Origin of the sequence: Actinoallomurus liliacearum, from assembly GCF_039542035.1 — a bacterium.
Taxonomy (GTDB): domain Bacteria; phylum Actinomycetota; class Actinomycetes; order Streptosporangiales; family Streptosporangiaceae; genus Actinoallomurus; species Actinoallomurus liliacearum.
Map to the genome: position 1 here is coordinate 113,848 of NZ_BAABHJ010000012.1, position 15,812 is coordinate 129,659.

Consider the following 15,812-nt stretch of genomic DNA (forward strand, 5'->3'; position numbering starts at 1 on the left):
GAGATGGAGGCCGGCCGGTTGCGGACCGTGCTCAGCTCTTGCTCTTCCGGCCGTTGCCCTTGTCGCCGGCCTTGCCGCCCTGACCGGCCTCGCCGGTCTTACGGGCCTGTCGGGCCTGGTCGACCCTGCTGGCGACGTAGCCGGCGACCCCGGTGACGACGATGGCGCCGTCGACCGCGTTCTCAGGGATGCTGGGCATCTCTAGTTCTCCTCTGTTCGGCTGCTGCCGCCGCGGCGTGTTCGCTGCGGCGATGACAACCGTCCCGAAGCGATGCCCGCCCGCAAGCCGATGGTCCGCCGTGGCACGCGCCGATGCGCGAAGTGCGGCATGTGCGGGGGCGCACAGAAGGCTCGGGGAACGCCGCCCTCGATCGGACGGATCGGGACGGGCTCCATGGGAAGGTCATCGGCTGATTGCCGCCGGAGCGGTTCCGGCCGGACGTGCCGCTGGCCTGGCTGAGCGGGTGGGACGCCGAACTGTCCGCGTTGGACTCGGCGGGGTAGGTCCCACCTGCTGGGTGTGACGCACCTCCACCGAGCGGTTGCGTACGCGGTGGCGTCAGCGGTCCAGGCACGCGCGCAAGGCGATGATCAGGCGGGTGGCGCGGGCGTCGCCGTGGCCGACCATGCGGTTGGCGACATAGGCAAACCCGACGCCGTACTCGTCGTCACCGAAGGCGAACTGGCCGCCGGCCCCGTCGTTGCCGAAGCTGCGCCGGCCCAGCATCGGCCGGAAGGACGAGTCGAGCAGGAAGCCCGAGCCCCAGCGCGCCCCGGCGTCGAAGCCCAGCCAGCCCTTCCCCGACGACACCTCCCGGACCGCGTCTGTCACGGTGTCCGGCGTGAGCAGCCGCTCCCGGCCCTCGATCCCGGTGACCGCCGCCGCGTACAGCCCGGCGAGACCGCTCGCCGACGCGGTGGCGCCGGCACCGGGCAGCTCCATTCCGAGCAGCGCCGGGTCGTTCCAGCCGTGGGGTTCGTCCAGGCCGGGGAAGACCAGCGCGCCGTTCATCGTCACGATGCGGGTGAGCAGGTGCTCGGGCCCCGGCATCCCGGGCCGCCCCTCCGCTTCGACGAGCCGCGCCCGGCCGCTCATCTCCTCGTCCGGCAGGCCGATCCAGGCCCGTAGCCTCAGGGGGTCGCCCACGGCCTTGCGGAAGTAGGCGCCCGGGGTCAGCCCGGTGAGGCGCCGGATCACCTCGCCGAGGAGGAAGCCGAAGACGTGGCCGTGGTATTCGTACGCAGTGTTCGGCTCCCACAGCGGCCGCTGCTCCTCGATGGCGTGGATCACCGGCGTCCAGGCGGCGATCTCCGCGAAGGGCAGCACCTCGTCGAGGACGGGGACTCCCGCGCGATGCCCGAGCACCATGCGGCCGCTGATCGCCTCCTTGCCGTTCCGCGCGAACTCGGGCCAGTACCGGCCGACCGGTGCGTCGAGGTCGAGGCGCCCTTCCTGCGCGAGGAGGTGCACGCATACGCTCACGATGGCCTTGGCGCAGGAGAACACCGGCACGACCGTGTCCTGCTCCCACGGCCGGCCGGTCCGCTCGTCCGCGACCCCGCCCCAGAGATCCACGACCTTGCGGCCACCGGCGTACACCGCGACCGCCGCGCCCAGTTCGGGGAAGTCCGCGAAGTTACGCGCGAACGCGTCCGCGACGGCTCCGAAGCGCTCGTCGGCCCATCCGTGATACCGCTCCACTGTTCCCGTCCTTTGCGTGGTCGTCATGCGTGTCGCCGGTCGCCGGGGCGTGTCTCCGTACGCCGGCCGCTCACCGACCGGGCTGGTGCGCCGGCCAGTTCTCCAGGAGCACGTGGAGGGCGTCCAGCGAGCGCGACCAGGAGTCCTCGATCTCACGGGGGTGCGCGAAACCGCCGCTGAGCTCCAGGTGGATGTAGCCGTGGAAGGCCGCGCGCAGCAGGCGGCCGGCGTCGGTCAGGTCCGGCTCGGTCAGGCCGTAGGCGCGGAGCATCCCGTAGGTCAGCTCGATGCTGCGGCGCAGGGCCACGGAGTCGGCGACCTCCTCCGGATCGAACCGCATCTGGGTCGCGGCGTACCGGCCGGGATGTTCGAGCGCGTACCGCCGGTAGGCGTTCGCGAAGGCGACGAGCGCGTCCTTGCCCGCCCGGCCCGCCACCTCCGTCGCGATGCGGTCGGTCAGCTCCTCGCCGCCGAGCAGGGCGATTCGGACGCGCAGCTCCCGCAGGTTCTTGACGTGCGAGTACAGGCTGGCGTCCTTGACCCCGAACCGCCGCGCGAGCGCGGAGACGGTGACCTGCTCGAGCCCGACCTCGTCCGCCATCTCCGCGGCGGCCTCCGTCAACTTCGCCGCACTGAGCCCCGCCCTGACCACGCGCCGCCTCCGTCCCTTCCTAGAACCTCTAGTTTTCAACCTAGCATCGTTAGGCTCGCGAGTGCGTCGGCGATCCCGGCGTCAGCCCTGCGCCGTCTCGAGCTGCGGGGCTACCGGAGCGGACGCGTCACCAACCCCAACGGCGCAGCTCGGCGTCTTGCAGGATCTGCCACAACTTTTCTTGGTCCGCGCGCCACCCCACCAGGTGGTAATAGTCATCCGCGGGGAAGCTGATGACCGGAACGCCGGGCGCGTGGGCCCGCACCGCCTCCAACACGGAGGAATGGCGGTAGCTCCACCCGTGAACTTCGGTGTGGAAGCTGACCGCCGTCTTCATCCGTGCTTCCGGCAGGTCCCGATCCAGCTCCCGGAGCTGTTCCCACACGTGGAGTTCCATATCAGGCTTGGCAAGGATTTGCTTGAGGCGTGCGAAATGGTCTTCGGGAGAGCCGGCAACGGATGAATTCAATCGAACTCCAACGCATTCGACGGCGCCACGAAGGAACTCTGTACGTCGGGAGAACAGAATCAGCGCGTTGATCTCGTCCCAGGGAATCCGTCGTGCCTGTCCATCGGGTTCAGATCCCGGGTAAACGCAGTCGGCGAAGTAGACCCCATCGGCATCGATGGAAAAGGCGACCCGGCCCTTGGAGTGTCCCCGGGCAAGTCTTACCGTACCGAAGCCGACCATCCCGAGCGCCGTGCATAGCAGAGCGAGAGCCGGCGGGCCGTCATCCAGATGTGCGCCGCGTGCGGCCTGAACGAGCCAAAGGGACGACAGCACGATTGCGACCCCGCCTGCGGCGACCGACGCAATGGGCCCGAAGCGCCGGAAGCGCTCGACGTACGGGGGCGGTGCGACCCCGTGGTGCTCGGCTGTCTTCCCGGCGATCACGATGAGAACCCTCCGGCCGGAACCTGCTGCACGCCACAGCCTAACCGACCGGCGCACCGTACACCGTGCGTCCGAGAGCACGGTGTACGGCGCGCCGTGGGCCGACGGAATGGCGCCGAACTCGAAACGGTGCCTTATGGCGCCCTGGACGGGGCACCGATCTGTTCGCGTGGCGGTCGGTCTCGTGTGCTACTTGTAGTATTCGGCTCCCACTTGTACCAGCGTCTTCGTGCCGATCACGTACACGCCGACGTAGTAGTTCGACCGGGTGTTCGCGTGTTTGAAGACCAGGTTCTTCCAGTGGCCATCACAGCGCATATTGTGGCTTTTCACGGGGACTGTGGCACCGTAGATCGCCGCGAACATCGTGTCGCCGCCCCTCCAGTACCAGCATCTGAAGATGATGCCCAGGACCTTACTTCGGGTCTTGAAGTGATTGGAACGCCACGAGTTGTAGGTGCCGCTCGTCCAGGCCGCAGCCGGCCCCCAGAGGTGATACCACTTCGCGCCGGCCTCGCTTATGGGCAGGTCTCCCGGAACAGGCGCCGAAGACGCGGACGGTGTCGTGGCGGCGTTCGCGACGGATGAGGTCGGCGCGGTCGCGCAGACCGTTGCGACTAAGGCCGCGAGCACGGCGATGAGCATTTGGACTTTTCGCACGTACCGTTCCCTTCGCGGATGGATGATAACTAGTCGCGAAATTAGCATGAGTGCGGCTATATCTGTCGTCCGCTATTGGTCGCCCGAATGCCGGGGAGTCAGTGTTTTCCACGATGTGTCGGTGGACGCCGCGCCGTCTGGTGGCCTTCTTCGGTTTCGGTGCCGGACGCGTGGTCGTGCTGCGTCGACATTTCCGCCACCCCGTCCCGAAGCCGGTGCCGGGGCGGATCGGCGACGCGGCATCGCGGTCGTCCGCCGGGACGGCCCGGACGATGCCGGACGTGGCGCGGCCCTTCGGTCCCGATCGGATGCCCTCGGGGGCGGAGGGAAGCCGTAAAGATTCCGTAATCGGGCTCGGCCACGCTGAAGGCACATCAGGACGGCGGGGCCGGACGGAGCCGCCGCTCCCACGCATCACCCGAGAGGAAGCAGCCGTGCGCAAGCTCAAGCTCCAGGTTCAGACCACCGCCGACGGCTACATGGGAGGCCCGAACGGCGAGATGGACTGGATGACGTTCCCGTGGACCGACGACATCAAGGCGTACATCACGGCGCTGATGGAGCCGGTCGACACCATCATGCTGGGCCGCAGGCTCGCCGAGGGGTTCATCCCGGCCTGGGAGGCGGGCCCTCCCGGTGAGGACCAGAAGGCCATCGACGCGATGAACAACACGCCGAAGGTCGTGATCTCCGACAGCCTCACCGAGTCGCCCTGGAAGAACGCCGTCGTCGCGGGCGGCGATCTCGCGGAAATCGTGAAGCGGCTCAAGTCCGAGCCGGGCGGGGACATCATCGTCTACGGCGGCAGCACGCTCGTAACGAGCCTGATCGCCCAGGGGCTGATCGACGAGCTGCACCTGTTCGTCAACCCGAGCGCGATCGGCGTCGGGCTGCCGGTGTTCCCCTACGCCCACGGTGTCCAGCGGCTGAACCTCGTCGCCGCGACGCCGTTCGACTGCGGGATCACCGCGATGCACTACGAGCCGAAGCGGGCCTGAGACCGTGTGCCCAATGCTCGGTGAACGCCGTCGCGAAGCGCCCATACCCGGGCGCCGAGCGGCCCGGCCAGGACGTTCACCGAGCATCGTGTACGCCCCCGGCCGCTCAGGGCCCGAAACGAGCCCAGACGACCTTGCCCGGGCGCTCCCGGGACGGGTACCAGCCGAGCCGGCCACCGGTGAGCTCGTTGATGATGAACAGGCCGCGTCCGGTCTCCGCGACCTCGTCGACGGCGATGATCCGAGGCAGGTTGACGCGGTCGGGGTCCCACACGCCGACCTCGCCGACGCCGTACCGCGGAGTCGCGACCCACGTGTGGATCACCTTGCCCGGATAGAGCCGACAGGCGTTCGTCGTGAGCTCCGTGAGGATCAGCCGGCCGAGGTGACGGACTTCCTGCGACAGGCTCCAGGAGTCGGCGGCCTGATCGACGAGGTTGCGCACCAAGTAGACATTCTCGGCGCAGGCGTGCAATTCAAGGGTGAGACGGGGCGGCGGGACCCATTCGTCCGGACTTGTCGTGACCATGCGGCGTCCTTTCGGGAAAACTCCCTGCATTCGCGTGATGACGTGTGGTGACATGGTCTGTGGACAGAGAAGCCGCTGGTGAGGACTGTCGTATCCAGGGGTGAACGTGCCGACTCTCGCGCCCCCAGTTGTGAAGAGTCGCGACACCGAGGAGGAGTGGCGAATGGCGATCGGCAAGAAGCGCCCCAAGACGCTCGAACTGTTCGGTTCCCAGGTGAAGCGGTACCGCTCGATCTCCGGTCTCTCCCAGGATCAACTAGGGGAGAAGGTCCCCGTCTGCGGCTCCCACATCGGCAAGATCGAGCGCGGTGAAACGCGCTGCGACCGGGCCATCGCCGTCAAACTCGACGAGCTCCTCGACACCCGCGGAGCCCTCCCGTCCCTCTGGGACGAACTGGTCGTGGATGCGGCCTTCCCGGTCTGGTTCGACTGGCCCGAGGTCGAGTCCGAGGCCGAATTCCTGGGGACCTACCAGTGCCTGGTCGTGGACGGCCTCCTCCAGACCGAGGACTACGCCTCAGCGCTGCTGGGCGAAGACACGGCCGCGACCGCCGCTCGCATGAAGCGCCAGGCGATCCTCTCGCGTGAGGATCCGCCACCGCCTCGCGTGTCCCCGCGTATCTCCGTTCAGATCGTTCCCGACCCGTTCGGCCCAATCGGCACGGCTGGGGGATTCGTTCTCGCAACTCTTCCGAACCGAACCGAGCTGGCGTACGTGGCGACAGCCGTTCGCGGAATCACGACGAGCGAACCGGACGACATTCGCCTACTCTCGGAAACGTACGATCAGATCCGGTCTCGAGCCCTTCCGGTGGAGATGTCCAGAGATCTGATCAGCCGGGTTCTGGAGGAACGATGGACGTGACGGCCAGCTCTTGGAGAAAAAGCAGTCACAGCGAAGGAAACGGCGGTCAATGCGTCGAGGTGACCGTCGTTGGGATGAGCGCGGCGGGCTGACGCGGCCGATCAGCGGGGGGTGAGGATCACGGGGAGGCCGTGTTTCGGCTGGTAGGTCATGGCGTAGTGGCCGGTGACCTGAACGCCGGGCGCGGTCCGCACCTCGTACGCCTGGGCGATCGTCGCGATCAGCAACTGCGCGATCGTGAGCGCCATCGGTTCGCCGATGCACAGGCGTTGTCCCTTCCCGAACGGGTAGTACGCCTCGCGGGCGCGGGAGTCGTGGCGGTCCGGGGCGAAGCGGTCCGGGTCGAACGCCTCCGGGTCATCCCAGAAGCGCGGGTCGTGGTGGGTGGCGTACGGGCTGAGGATGATGTTCGCGCCGCCGGGGATCGCGTACGGGCCGACCACGTCGTCCTCGACCGAGCCCCGGAAGTACATCGGGAACGCCGGGTACAGCCGGAAGGTCTCGTCGACGATCCGCCGGGTGTACGTCAGCTCGGTGAGGTCGTCATAGCCGGGGGCCCGGCCGCTGAGGACCCGGTCGACCTCCTCCCGCAGGCGGGTCGCGGCCTCGGGATTTCGGCACAGCAGGTGCCAGGCCCACGCGACGCCGGTCGCGGTCGACTCGTAGCCGGCGATGAAGATGGTGAAGATCTCGTCGCGGAGCTGACAGTCGCTCATCCGCTCGCCGGTCTCGGAGTCCTCGGCCTGGATGAGTATGCTCAGCAGGTCCGCTTGGGCGTCGCCGCTGGCCAGGGCCGCACGGCGGGCGGCGATAAGAGCGTAGATCTCCTGGTCGAGCGCCTCGATGGCGCGCCGGTACGCCGCGGCGCCGGGGGTCGGCAGCCACGACGGCACGAAGAACGTCCAGACCCGCCGGGTCATGCCGGCGAACACCCGGTCCGTCAGGTCCAGCAGGCGGACGGAGCGCTCCTCGTCCACGGCGGTCCCGAACAGGGTCTCCAGGATGATCCGGATGTTCATCCGCACGGATTCGCGGAGCATGTCGATCGGCGTGCCGTTCGTGACGGCCGGGGCCCAGCCTGCCATCGAGTCACGTACCGTTTCCCGCACGGTCTCGGCCATACGCTGGATCTGCCGACTGTGGAAGGCGGGCTGCATGAGCCGACGCTGCCGCCGCCAGAAGGCGCCGTCGCTGGTGAACAGGCCGTTGCCGAGGGCGAGCCGGATGCCGTCCATGATGCTGCCCTTGACGTAGTTGGCCGCGTTGCCGACCAGGATGTGGCGTACGTAGTCCGGGTGGCTGACGAGGTAGGCGCGGACCGGTCCGGCGCCGAGCCGTACCAGGCCGTCGCCTTCCCGGGCGGCCTTCATGCAGAAACCGAACGGGTCCCTCGCCAGCGCGACGAAGGGAACGCCGCGGACTCCGGGAACCGGTACCGGGGTGTCGGCCTGCGTAGCTGTACTCATCTGGCGCTACTCCTGAATCCGGCCGGGATATGCCGACGGTCCGTGTGGGGTCCGGCTGCCGGCCGGAGGAAAGGCCGGTGTCGGTGCGGGGGATTCCGCTCTGAGATTTTGTGCCACTCAGCGGCGAAATGGCCAGACCGTATCCTAGATTCTCCGCTTAAGTGCTGATTCGTCCCGGTTATTGGCGATGGAGATGCGTCGAGGCGGCCGTGCCGGGCCGCGACGGCTCGCCGGCTCTCAGAAGTGCCGGACGCGGCGTCGTTTCGTGCCTTTCCCGAGCCTCGAGCAGGGCGGGGAGATGGTCCCTGCTCCAGGCGCGGGCGGCGTCGATCAGGGTCAGCAGGGTGCGGCCCAGGTCGGTCAGTTCGTACTCGACACGCGGTGGGTTCTCGTCGTACGCCGTCCGGGTGACCAGGCCGTCGCGCTCCATCGCGCGCAGGGTCTGGGTCAGGACCTTCGGGGTGATGCCGCGCAACGGCACCCGTAGTTCGGTGAAGCGTCGCGGGCCGCTTTCAAGGCAGATCACCACCATCGCGGTCCACTTGTCGCCGATCTGGATCGGCATGGCGCTCGACGGGCAGACGGGGTCGAACATCTCCGGGTCCAGCGGCTCGGCCATGGTCCCGCAGCCTATCCCGGTATCTTTGAGGTAACCAGTATCCCGTAGATACCGTCCTGTTCCGGCGGCGAAGTACGCGGCCGGAAGGGAACAGCGACATGAGTGGAATCGTCATCTTCGGGGCCGGTGGCCGGGCGGGACGGGCCATCACCGCCGAGGCCCGGAGCCGGGGCCATCGGGTCACAGCGGTCGTACGGGATCCGGCCCGGCATCCCGATCTCGCGACGGACGGTGTGCGGGTGGTGCCGGGGGACGTGACCGACGTACGAGCCATCGCCGCGATCGGCGAAGGTCACGACGCGGCGGTCCATGCGGTGAGTCCGATGTCCGGTCCTCAGCAGGGGTTCGACGACCTCGATCCCGCGTTCTTCGTGCAGGCCGCCGACGCGCTGGTGGGCGGCCTGTCCGAGGCCGGGGTTCCCCGGCTCGTCGCGATCGGCCTGTTCTCCACCCTCGAATCGCCCGGCGGCGGTCTGGTGATGGACGACCCCGCCGCGTACCCGCCCGAGTTCCGCTCGTTCGCGAAGGAGCTCCGGCCGTTCGCGGCCGCGCACGCCGCCGGCTTGGACCGGCTTCGCGAGGCGGGCTCGGCCGTCGACTGGCTGATGCTGACCCCGCCCGCCCGGCTGGAGGCCGATGGCACGAGGACGGGCGGCTACCGGATCGGAGGTGAGACCGCGCCGCGGTGGGAGGTCCGCCTCTCGTACGCCGACCTCGCGGTGGCGGCGCTCGACGAGATCGAGACGCCGCGCCATCACCGCACCCGCGTCTCCGTCTTCGGCGACGGGGAGGACGGGGCGTGAGCCGCCTCGGAACGGCCTAGGGTCTGTCCGGCGGATCTTGACTGACGGTCGCCAGCAGACGTGTCACCAGGGGGTTATGGTCGTTCTTGCGCCAGGCGACGGCGACTCGCGTGCGGGCGATGCCGGGCTCGATCCTGCGGAAGGCGACGCTCTTGAGACGGATGCGTCGGATGCTCGCCGGAGCCAAGGAGACGCCCAGACCGGTTTCCACGAGCGCGCACACGGTCTGCCACTCCACCGCGTGCTGGGCTATCCGCGGTGTGAAGCCCGCCGCGGTGCACAGGCCGGTGATCTGGTCGTACAGCTGTGGGCCGACCGCACGGGGCAGCAGCACGAAGGGCGAGTCCGCCAACTGAGCAAGTCGCACGGTCCGTTGGGCGGCAAGCGGATGCGTGACCGGCAGCACGGCCACAAAGGGCTCGGTGAGTATCGTTCTGAAGCCGAGTTCTGCCTCGGCGGCGGGGGGCTCGCGCAGCAGGCCGATGTCGATGGTCTCGGCGTGCAGAGCGGCGATCTGCGGCGCGGTGGTCATCTCACGGATGTCCAGGTGCACGCCGGGGAACCGCTGCCGGAAGGTACGCAGCAGGCCGGGCAGGACGGTCAGGGCGAGCGAGGCGGCGAAGCCGATCCGTAGACGGCCGGTCTGGCCGCTGCCAACGGCCCGGGCCGCGGCCAGGCCGTCCGCAAGGTCGGTGAGGGCCCGCCGTGCGGCGGGCAGCAGTTCGCGGCCGGTTGCGGTGAGCGTGACGCGTCCTGGTTCGCGGCTGAACAGCGCGTGGCCGACCTTGTCCTCCAGGCGGCGGATCTGCTGGCTCAGGGGCGGCTGGGCGATTCCCAGGCGGGCGGCCGCATGGCCGAAGTGGAGTTCCTCGGCGAGCACGACGAAGGCATGCAGCTGTGGAAGGGGGAGTTCGGGGCGCTCCATACGCCTAGAGATATCAGGTCATGCCTGTGGCTGTATTAGACGTATCGGCACTGCTCACTTAGCGTTCGGCGCATGACAGAGCGACGTGCGATCCTCAGCGGCTCGACCTTTGAGGAGCAGATCGGCTATGCCCGCGCCGTGGTCGACGGCGACTGGGTGCACGTGTCCGGGACGACCGGGTTCGACTACACCACCATGACGATCGCCGACGACGTAGTGGAGCAGGCCGAGCAGTGCCTGCGAAACATCGAGGCGGCGCTGACCGAGGCGAAGTGCACCTTCGCCGACGTGGTGCGGGTGCGCTACCTGCTGCCTGACCGCGAGGACTTCGAGTCCTGCTGGCCGACCCTGCGCCGCTACTTCGGTGACGTCCGGCCGGCCGCCACGATGCTCATGTGCGGTCTCGCCGACCCCCGGATGAGGATCGAGATCGAGGTGTACGCGCGGCGGGCCACCGCGTAACAGCCCGATCCGTTCTGCGGGAACGGGCGTCATGCCCGACCACAGGCGGGGCGATCTGACACGTCACGAGAGGGACGGCTCTTCAGCGGACGTGGGAGTCCGGGCCGTCGATCACGAGGGCCTGCCCGTCGCGCAGGGCGCGGTGGGCGACGCCGTTCGCCTGGTAGCGCGCGGCGACGGCGGTCAGGACCTCGCTCTCGGGATGGCCCGGCGAGTCGACGTGCGGGACCACGGCGTGGTCGAGGACGCCCAGTCCCTCCCAGATCGGCGGATCACCGTAGGCCGCGGGAACCACCTGCGGATCGTCGCACTCCTCCAGACCGCGCAGACTCGGCGCGAGCACGCAGGCGCCGGCGCTGTAACCGGCGTAGACCACCGCGTCCCGCCGCAGCAGCGCGGTCAGCGCGACGTCGGCGCCGCTGCGCGCCATCGCGTAGCGCAGCATGAACACGTTCCCGCCGCGTACCCACAGCAGGGGGAAGCGGGCCAGCGCCGCGGCGACGGTGCCTGTGGGCTGGTCGAAGAACTCTCGCAGGTCCACCTCGGTCGGCCGCAGCCCCAGCCGGGCGAGCGCGTCGGCCTCGCGCCGTACGCCGGCCGATCGTTCCGGCTCGGCCTGGGCGTCGATGGCATTGGCGATGACGGCGACTTCCACCGGGGCCGGTCGCTCGCGAAGCAGCGCGAGCAACCGGCTCGGGTGATCTCCTTCGCGGAAGGAGGACAGATAGAGGCGCACCTGTGGACCCTAGAGCGCCGGGATATGATCCGAAAAGCTAGTGGTTGCGTCTAGGGTTCCGTGCCGGCCTCCGCCTCCAAGACGACAACAAGGGGGCCGGTGGACTGGACCGAGCGGCGCCAGGGCCGATGTTTCGGCCCCACACCTGATGGGATAAAAACCCCGAGGGCTTCCATTCCGCCTGCCCGCCATCCGGCCGGGCCGGACCTGGGGAGGCCCCATCCCATGAGTCGTGTCGTCATCCGAGTATCGGCGTCCCGGACGGTCCGGTCATGACCGGCATCGGCGATCTCGTTCTGCTGACCGCCGCCGGGGCGCTCGCCGGGGTGGTCGGGACCGCGGGCGGCATCACGTCTCTGATCTCCTACCCGGCCCTGCTGGTGGCGGGCCTGCCTGCCCTCGCCGCGAACGTGGCCAACATCATCGCCGTGGTGGCCTGCTGGCCCGGCGCGGCCCTGGCCTCCCGACCCGAGTTGGCCGGTCAACGGGTACGGCTATGTCGGTGGATACCCGTCGCCGCGCTGGGCGGCGCCGCGGGATCACTGCTGCTGCTGTCCACGCCACCTGGCGTCTTCGCCCACGTCGTGCCGATCCTGGTGGCCGTGGGATCGCTCGCACTGCTGGCTCAGCCCCGGATCGCCGCCCGCCTCGATCGGCGCGGTCCGCTGTCAGGCGCGCGCGGCGTGATCCTGCCGTTGGGGCTGACCGCGATGTCCCTCTACAACGGCTACTTCGGCGCCGGCGCCGGGGTGATGATCCTCGCCCTCCTGCTGATCAGCGCGGAGCCGAACCTGCCGACCGCCAACGCGCTGAAGAACATGCTCATCGGGGCCGGGGCCCTCACGTCTGCCGCCATCTTCGCCACCGCCGGCACCGTCGACTGGCCGGCCGTGGTCCCCATCGGCGCGGGCATGTTCGTCGGCTCCGTCATCGGTCCGCGCATCACCAGACGCCTGCCGGCGGGCCTCCTGCGCTGGCTCGTGGCCCTGATCGGCATCGTCCTGGCCGTCCAGCTGTGGATCGACCCGAACGGCTGACCCGCCGGCGATCCTCAACCGGCGGGCTCGCGGTCGCGGTACAACCCCGGCGGGAGACCGAACTGCCGTTTGAAAGCGTGGGAGAAGGCGTACGGGGAGCCGTAGCCGACCTGACGGGCGATCGCGAGGAGCGGCAGGTCGGTCTCGCGGAGGAGCCGGGCGGCGGTGGTCATGCGCCACCAGGTCAGGTAGGCCATCGGGGGTTGCCCGGTCAGCGCGGTGAAACGCCGGGCCAGCGTGGCGCGGGAGAGGCGGACATGTGCGGCCAGGTCCTCGATCCGCCAGGGTGCCGACGGGCGGGAGTGCAGCGCCTCCAGCGCCGCGGCGATCTCCGGGTCGCGGAGCGCGCGGGGCCATCCGGTCTCGGCGTTGTCCTCCAGCCAGGCGCGCAGCATGTAGACCAGCAGCAGGTCGAGCAGGCTGGTGATGACCGTCTCCCGGCCGGGTCCGTCGCCCCGTACCTCGCCGCCGAGCAGGTCGATGGCGGCGCGCAGCCGGGCGTGCCGGCCCAGGTCGGCGGGGAGGTGCACGACCTCGGGCATGCCGACCAGCAGCGGATGCGCCCGGGAGCGGTCGAGCCGGTACTTGCCGCACAGGAACTCCACCGGGCCGTCGGCCGCGGAGAGCGTCGCGTCGAACGGCACCGCTCCCTCCGCGCTCGGCGAGTCCGACAGCACGTGGGAGGCGCCGTGCGGCACCAGGACGGCATCGCCCACGCCCAGCGGCACCGGCTCGGCCTCATCCGGGACCAGCCAGCCGGAGCCGCGGAGCAGCACGTGGAAGCCGGCCCCGTCGTAGGGCGCGAACCGGCAGCGCCACGGCGAGCCGACACTGAGGCGGCTGGAGGACGGCCTCCCGGTGCGCATCGTCTCGATCGCGTCGCTCACCACGTCCATGCTGCCATGCTAGATCTCACTGGTGAGACGATCGCGCATCGAGGAGCGCTCATCGCGCATTGGAAAGCGCATCACGAGCCAGGAACATGGCCTCATGAGTGATTTTCGAATCGGTGACGTCGAGGTCACCAGGGTCGTCGAGTGGCAGGGCGAGATAGCGCCGGCCCGCTTCATCATCCCGGACAGCCCGGCCGAAATCTGGCGGCGCAACGAGTCCTGGCTGGCGCCGGACCACTGGCGTCCGGAGACCGACGCCTACCACGGTGCCGCGCAGACGTGGGTCCTGCGCAGCGAAGGCAAGGTCGTGCTGGTCGACACGGGGGTGGGCAACGACCGGAACCGGCCGCAGATCCCGCTGTTCGACCATCTGCGGACCGACTTCCTCGACCGGCTGGCCGAGGCCGGGGTCCGGCCCGAGGACGTGGACGTCGTGATCAACACGCACATCCACTACGACCACGTCGGCTGGAACACCGAGTCGCGCGACGGGGAGTGGGTCCCGACCTTCCCGAACGCCACCTATCTGATCCCAAAGGTCGACCAGGAGTTCTTCGACCCCCGCAACGCCCACCGCCGTCGCGCGCCCCGCGACGACCACGAGAGGCGTCGGCAGGAGGGCAGCCGGATCGTCTACGCCGACAGCGTCGCGCCCGTCCTCGGTCGCGCCGTGCTGTGGAGTGACGGGCACCGCATCGACGGCAACCTCAGCCTGGAACCGGCGCCCGGCCACACCCCGGGCTCGTCGATCGTCCGGGTGGCGTCCGGTTCGGACCGCGCCGTGTTCGTCGGCGACCTGGTGCACAGCCCGGTGCAGATCCTCGAACCGGACTACGGCAGCTGTTTCTGCGAGGACCCGGCGCAGGCGGCGGCGACCCGCCGCAGGGTGCTCGAGCGCGCGGCCGACACCGGAGAACTCGTCGTACCGGCGCACTTCGCCGGGGCCGGCGCTGCCGAGGTCCGCCGCGACGGCAGCCGCTTCGCCATCAAGCGATGGGCGAGATAACCCTACTTTTCCAGCCGATCTACTGGAGAAATCTCCCTCGCGCGGGACGGTCACTGGTGGCCCGGTCGTCGAGTACCGGCGCCGTCCTCCGGTTCACGGAGGACCCACAAACCGAGACCCCGAGGGGGGTAGACCGAAATGATCGAAGAGGAATCCGGGGTGGCCGGGCTTCGTGACCGGGTCGCCCGGGACACCGCGTGGATCGTCATGCGGCGCGCTCCGGACGAGCGAGTGAAGAGGATCATCCTTCATCTGTTCGACCTCGCGGTGGGAGGCGAGCGCGGGTTCGGCCTTCCGCCGAGCCTGAAGGACGACGACTTCCTCATCCCGCTGCACACGCTCTTCGACGAGTTCCACTTCCTGGCGCAGAAGATGGCATGCGTCAGCACGGTCGAACTGTTCGAGGACTACGCCGCCGCCGAGGAGGCGGGCCTCGAACCCCGGTCGGCCCGGAGCGAGGACGAACTCCTGCGCGTGCTCGAAGAGCACCGCCACGGCGGGTTCGACCCCCGAATCGCCGGTGTCCGCCTCACGGCGAAGGCGCTGGCCGTCAGTCTCGGCGAGCGTGACGTCGACCCCCGTGACGAACGGACGGTCGCGGCGCTCGCCGAGCTGATCACCGAGGTCGGTACGGACGGCCGGCCCGACGCCGGCACCGCCCGTCCTTCCTGGAGCGAGGCCCTCACCGCCGGCATGGCGCTCCGTCGCCACGCTCGGGACCACGGCACGACCGTGGCCCGGCGACTGCGTGAGCTGATGGCGCGGGCCTGAGAACCGCGGGGCGGGACCGATGCGGGTCACGGGTTCCGGCGATCGCCGGAACCCGTGCTCGGTCGGCCTCCCGCCCCGTTTCCCGTGGCCGGCCCTGTGATCGTCAGTCGGCCGACGCGGGACTCGCCGCCGCCGCGGCGGGGAAGTTGATGCCGCCCTCGAGGGTCAGCAGGAGCTCGGACAGCGCGTCGGAGAACCGCTCGGCCCGTACCGCGCCGGAGCCGAGCAGCTCGAACGCCGTGTGGAACACCCCGTTGACGACGGCCGCGACCACGTGCGGGCGCATGTCGGTGACGGGGTCGACCCCCATGCGCTCGGCGACGAGGCGGGTCATCTCCGCGTGCTTCCGCTGGCCGTGTTCCAGGCTGCTGCCGAACACGGCGGGGCTGGACTCCATGAGCTGACGGATGCAGCCGAACCGCTCGGGGTCGAAGCCGAACGCGCCGTCCTCGCAGGCGCGGAGGATGGAGACCGAGGCCCGGCGGAGGGCGGTGATCACCGGCTCGTCGGCGGGCCGGGCGGCGAACGCCTCCTTCATCGCGCCGAACTGCTCGTCCTGGAACGTGAGGAGGACGTCCTCCTTGGACGCGAAGTAGCGGAAGAAGGTCCGGGAGGACACGTCGACCGCGTCGGCGATCTCCTCGACGGTCGTGGCCTCGAAGCCCTTCTCCGCGAACAGCCGGAACGCGCTGTCCACCAGGGCCTCGCGTGTGCGCTGCTTCTTGCGCTCACGACGACCGGCCGTCGGGATGCACGCCTGAACCGCAGGGGTCGCCTCCATGCCCGCAGGGTA

Annotated in this window: 20 protein-coding genes; 8 read left to right on the forward strand and 12 right to left on the reverse strand. The window is 69.5% G+C overall.

What is annotated here, in order from left to right; all coding sequences use genetic code 11:
- Positions 1-31 precede the first annotated feature (31 nt).
- From ABD978_RS21070 to ABD978_RS21090, 5 genes are all read right to left on the reverse strand, one after another.
- A complete protein-coding gene (locus ABD978_RS21070) occupies positions 32-199 on the reverse strand; it encodes a hypothetical protein (RefSeq protein WP_345356929.1) in 168 nt (55 codons plus the stop codon).
- Positions 200-559: 360 nt separating this feature from the next.
- Positions 560-1,702: a serine hydrolase domain-containing protein gene (locus ABD978_RS21075; RefSeq protein ID WP_345356932.1), complete on the reverse strand. Its 1,143-nt coding sequence runs from the start codon at positions 1,700-1,702 to the stop codon at positions 560-562.
- Positions 1,703-1,772: 70 nt separating this feature from the next.
- Entirely contained in the window at positions 1,773-2,354 is a 582-nt protein-coding gene (locus ABD978_RS21080) for a TetR/AcrR family transcriptional regulator (RefSeq protein WP_345356935.1), read from the reverse strand.
- A gap of 127 nt (positions 2,355-2,481) precedes the next feature.
- On the reverse strand, positions 2,482-3,249 hold the full coding sequence (locus tag ABD978_RS21085; protein ID WP_345356938.1) for a hypothetical protein: 768 nt from the start codon (positions 3,247-3,249) through the stop codon (positions 2,482-2,484).
- Between the two features lie 189 nt (positions 3,250-3,438).
- Positions 3,439-3,894, reverse strand: a complete 456-nt coding sequence (locus ABD978_RS21090) for a hypothetical protein (protein WP_345356941.1) — start codon at positions 3,892-3,894, stop codon at positions 3,439-3,441.
- A 449-nt stretch (positions 3,895-4,343) separates the two neighbouring features.
- Here ABD978_RS21090 and ABD978_RS21095 point away from each other — a divergent pair, with 449 nt between their 5' ends.
- Entirely contained in the window at positions 4,344-4,907 is a 564-nt protein-coding gene (locus tag ABD978_RS21095) for a dihydrofolate reductase family protein (RefSeq protein WP_345356944.1), read from the forward strand.
- A 106-nt stretch (positions 4,908-5,013) separates the two neighbouring features.
- On the opposite strand, the gene ABD978_RS21100 is transcribed toward ABD978_RS21095, so the two are convergent.
- Entirely contained in the window at positions 5,014-5,436 is a 423-nt protein-coding gene (locus ABD978_RS21100; protein ID WP_345356947.1) for an ATP-binding protein, read from the reverse strand.
- Between the two features lie 163 nt (positions 5,437-5,599).
- Here ABD978_RS21100 and ABD978_RS21105 point away from each other — a divergent pair, with 163 nt between their 5' ends.
- Together ABD978_RS21105 and ABD978_RS43945 are read left to right on the forward strand one after the other, a co-directional pair.
- Positions 5,600-6,301, forward strand: a complete 702-nt coding sequence (locus tag ABD978_RS21105; protein ID WP_345356950.1) for a helix-turn-helix domain-containing protein — start codon at positions 5,600-5,602, stop codon at positions 6,299-6,301.
- Positions 6,292-6,393 (forward strand): DUF397 domain-containing protein, encoded by a 102-nt coding sequence (locus ABD978_RS43945; protein ID WP_364440440.1) that lies wholly within the window; start codon positions 6,292-6,294, stop codon positions 6,391-6,393. Before ABD978_RS21105 ends, ABD978_RS43945 begins: the two co-directional genes overlap by 10 nt.
- Positions 6,394-6,402: 9 nt before the next feature.
- Here ABD978_RS43945 and ABD978_RS21110 read toward each other — a convergent pair whose 3' ends face one another.
- On the reverse strand, positions 6,403-7,767 hold the full coding sequence (locus tag ABD978_RS21110; protein WP_345356953.1) for a cytochrome P450: 1,365 nt from the start codon (positions 7,765-7,767) through the stop codon (positions 6,403-6,405).
- Positions 7,768-7,945: 178 nt separating this feature from the next.
- Positions 7,946-8,386 (reverse strand): winged helix-turn-helix transcriptional regulator, encoded by a 441-nt coding sequence (locus ABD978_RS21115; RefSeq protein WP_345356956.1) that lies wholly within the window; start codon positions 8,384-8,386, stop codon positions 7,946-7,948.
- 98 nt (positions 8,387-8,484) lie between these two features.
- Between ABD978_RS21115 and ABD978_RS21120 the strand changes: the two genes are divergently transcribed.
- Positions 8,485-9,189 (forward strand): NAD(P)-dependent oxidoreductase, encoded by a 705-nt coding sequence (locus ABD978_RS21120; protein WP_345356959.1) that lies wholly within the window; start codon positions 8,485-8,487, stop codon positions 9,187-9,189.
- Positions 9,190-9,205: 16 nt separating this feature from the next.
- On the opposite strand, the gene ABD978_RS21125 is transcribed toward ABD978_RS21120, so the two are convergent.
- Positions 9,206-10,114 (reverse strand): LysR family transcriptional regulator, encoded by a 909-nt coding sequence (locus ABD978_RS21125; protein ID WP_345356962.1) that lies wholly within the window; start codon positions 10,112-10,114, stop codon positions 9,206-9,208.
- Positions 10,115-10,186: 72 nt separating this feature from the next.
- Between ABD978_RS21125 and ABD978_RS21130 the strand changes: the two genes are divergently transcribed.
- On the forward strand, positions 10,187-10,576 hold the full coding sequence (locus ABD978_RS21130; RefSeq protein ID WP_345356965.1) for a RidA family protein: 390 nt from the start codon (positions 10,187-10,189) through the stop codon (positions 10,574-10,576).
- Positions 10,577-10,658: 82 nt separating this feature from the next.
- On the opposite strand, the gene ABD978_RS21135 is transcribed toward ABD978_RS21130, so the two are convergent.
- On the reverse strand, positions 10,659-11,312 hold the full coding sequence (locus tag ABD978_RS21135) for a Type 1 glutamine amidotransferase-like domain-containing protein (RefSeq protein ID WP_345356968.1): 654 nt from the start codon (positions 11,310-11,312) through the stop codon (positions 10,659-10,661).
- A 272-nt stretch (positions 11,313-11,584) separates the two neighbouring features.
- Here ABD978_RS21135 and ABD978_RS21140 point away from each other — a divergent pair, with 272 nt between their 5' ends.
- Positions 11,585-12,349: a sulfite exporter TauE/SafE family protein gene (locus tag ABD978_RS21140; RefSeq protein WP_345356971.1), complete on the forward strand. Its 765-nt coding sequence runs from the start codon at positions 11,585-11,587 to the stop codon at positions 12,347-12,349.
- Between the two features lie 14 nt (positions 12,350-12,363).
- Here ABD978_RS21140 and ABD978_RS21145 read toward each other — a convergent pair whose 3' ends face one another.
- A complete protein-coding gene (locus tag ABD978_RS21145; RefSeq protein ID WP_345356974.1) occupies positions 12,364-13,245 on the reverse strand; it encodes an AraC family transcriptional regulator in 882 nt (293 codons plus the stop codon).
- 94 nt (positions 13,246-13,339) lie between these two features.
- Here ABD978_RS21145 and ABD978_RS21150 point away from each other — a divergent pair, with 94 nt between their 5' ends.
- Together ABD978_RS21150 and ABD978_RS21155 are read left to right on the forward strand one after the other, a co-directional pair.
- Entirely contained in the window at positions 13,340-14,248 is a 909-nt protein-coding gene (locus ABD978_RS21150; protein ID WP_345356977.1) for an MBL fold metallo-hydrolase, read from the forward strand.
- Positions 14,249-14,386: 138 nt separating this feature from the next.
- On the forward strand, positions 14,387-15,019 hold the full coding sequence (locus ABD978_RS21155; protein WP_345356980.1) for a hypothetical protein: 633 nt from the start codon (positions 14,387-14,389) through the stop codon (positions 15,017-15,019).
- Between the two features lie 103 nt (positions 15,020-15,122).
- Here ABD978_RS21155 and ABD978_RS21160 read toward each other — a convergent pair whose 3' ends face one another.
- Positions 15,123-15,800: a TetR family transcriptional regulator gene (locus ABD978_RS21160; RefSeq protein ID WP_345356983.1), complete on the reverse strand. Its 678-nt coding sequence runs from the start codon at positions 15,798-15,800 to the stop codon at positions 15,123-15,125.
- Positions 15,801-15,812: the final 12 nt, after the last annotated feature.